2 protein-coding genes are annotated in these 2,184 nt (G+C 26.0%); both read right to left on the reverse strand.

All coding sequences use genetic code 11. The features are described from left to right. Positions 1 to 1,003: 6-hydroxymethylpterin diphosphokinase MptE-like protein (locus AJN56_RS01475; RefSeq protein ID WP_148115946.1), on the reverse strand; the 1,003-nt coding region annotated here is incomplete at its 3' end. Positions 1,004 to 1,023: 20 nt separating this feature from the next. Continuing rightward, the coding region (locus tag AJN56_RS01480; protein ID WP_148115944.1) for a motility associated factor glycosyltransferase family protein at positions 1,024 to 2,184 on the reverse strand (1,161 nt) is incomplete at its 5' end.

The raw sequence follows: 2,184 nt of genomic DNA on the forward strand, positions 1-2,184 counted from the left end.
GCACCAACATATACTCCCTATTATTTCTTTCAAGAAATTCAATAACTTCTTTATGAACTACCGAAGCTAGGATAAACAAAATTCCTTTATCAAATTCTTTAAAATCGTTGTCAAAACACTTAGAAACTATATCATCTCTTTCTAACATGCAAACATAATCAGGCTTAATATTGTGTTTTGCTAAAATAGGATAAGCGCTATCTGCACAAAAAATCGTAGCTTTATTTGCGTATTGTTTTAATAAAGGAAGTTGTTTAGTAAGACTTGGTCCTGTAGAAACAATGATGGCTGTATCGCTTAATTTATATCTTTTTTTGAGAAAAATTTCACTATGTGGATGAGTAAGTAATTTTGAAAGATTATAAATAAAATGTTTTATTCCCATCAAATTATCTATAGAATCATTGCCGTATTGTATGATAGATATTTTTATTGTTGATAAAATGGTATCATTAAGCTTTAAAATTTCTTCGTTATATCTTTCATAATAATTGCTTATAAGTTCTAAAAAATAAATTCTAGAAAATTGTAAAAAAATACTATTAGCTTTTTTGTAGAAATTTAATAGATCAAATTCGCTTAAAATATTGGTATTGATAATAATTAAATTGTTTTTTTGTAATTCATTTGAAAAATCTAAGATATGAAACATTGTCCAAATGATTTCTATATCTTTTTCAAAAACAACAATATGCTGATGATTTTTATTTTGCAATAAAGCTTTAAATAAAATTCCATTTCCAAAACCATAAAAGTACAATACAGGATAAAGTAGGTATTTATCATTGTAAGTATTTAACATAGTGTTTAATTCATCAATAACATTTTCATAAAGAAAAGTATTATCACTTGTATTTTGTAGATTTATATCTAGATTATCTTTACCTAAGATAAGTTTAAATTTACTAGATTTGATTTCTTTTAAACTTTCTTTTAAAGGAATATTATCTAAAGCTTCAATATTTTTATTAAAGAGCTCTTTTTGATTTAAATTAAATTTCATATTTCTCTCTCTGCTTTTTATCAAATATCGTCATTTTTGTATTTTTTTAAAGTTTCTTTTATGATTTGATTTTGAGTATTTAAGTATTCAAAACTTTGTAACCACCATTTTTTTTGATTGGTTAAAAAATCTTCAATTTTTTTATCTTGTTCTAAATCATTTAAAACTTCATAATACATAATTTCGCATTCATTATGATAATATATAGCTTGAGTGAGTTCATTGAAAAGTTTTAACCTTTTAAATTCGTTAAAAAAAAATAAAAGATTTTTTTTAATTTTTATTAGAGTTTGTGAATTAAGTTGAGATTTGCTAAGCTCAAAATCAAGTTTTTTTAGTTCATTTTGACATTTTTTTATAAATTCTTCACTTTGTTTGACATTTTTAATTAATAGTTTTTGAGTTTGTAAAAATTTATTTTTTATCTTATTTTTTTCCAAAATTTTAGGCTTATCAAATGGTTTTTTAAGATTTTCCTTAAGTAAGGTTTCGCATACTTCTTGAAAAGGTTTTTCTATAGCTCCTTCTATCCTAGCACCTCCTTCGGTGCAATTATAAGTGTTGATTTTTAATTTTTCTTTTGCCCAAAAAATATCTTTTTCAAATGCTTGTCGGAATAAGTTCCAAGTAAGTTGAGTTCTTACTTGTTTTTCTCCTCCATAAGCAAGTGTATAGATTTCACCGCGTAATTTTTCCCCTTGGTTTCCATAGATATGCTCTCTTGGATGAGAACTTCCATCTTTTGCATAAGCTAAGTCTTGTCCTATGAAAATGATATTTTCATGTCTTAAGCTTGCAGCTAGTTCGTAAGCCATATTGGCAACACTTGCTCCTACCCCAATATAACCAAATTCTTTAAGATTTAATGATACGGCAAAGTGCAAAGGACGATGCACCAACATATACTCCCTATTATTTCTTTCAAGAAATTCAATAACTTCTTTATGAACTACCGAAGCTAGGATAAACAAAATTCCTTTATCAAATTCTTTAAAATCGTTGTCAAAACACTTAGAAACTATATCATCTCTTTCTAACATGCAAACATAATCAGGCTTAATATTGTGTTTTGCTAAAATAGGATAAGCGCTATCTGCACAAAAAATCGTAGCTTTATTTGCGTATTGTTTTAATAAAGGAAGTTGTTTAGTAAGACTTGGTCCTGTAGAAACAATGATGGC

Source organism: Campylobacter sp. BCW_4319, assembly GCF_001764435.1.
GTDB classification, from domain to species: Bacteria; Campylobacterota; Campylobacteria; order Campylobacterales; family Campylobacteraceae; genus Campylobacter_D; species Campylobacter_D jejuni.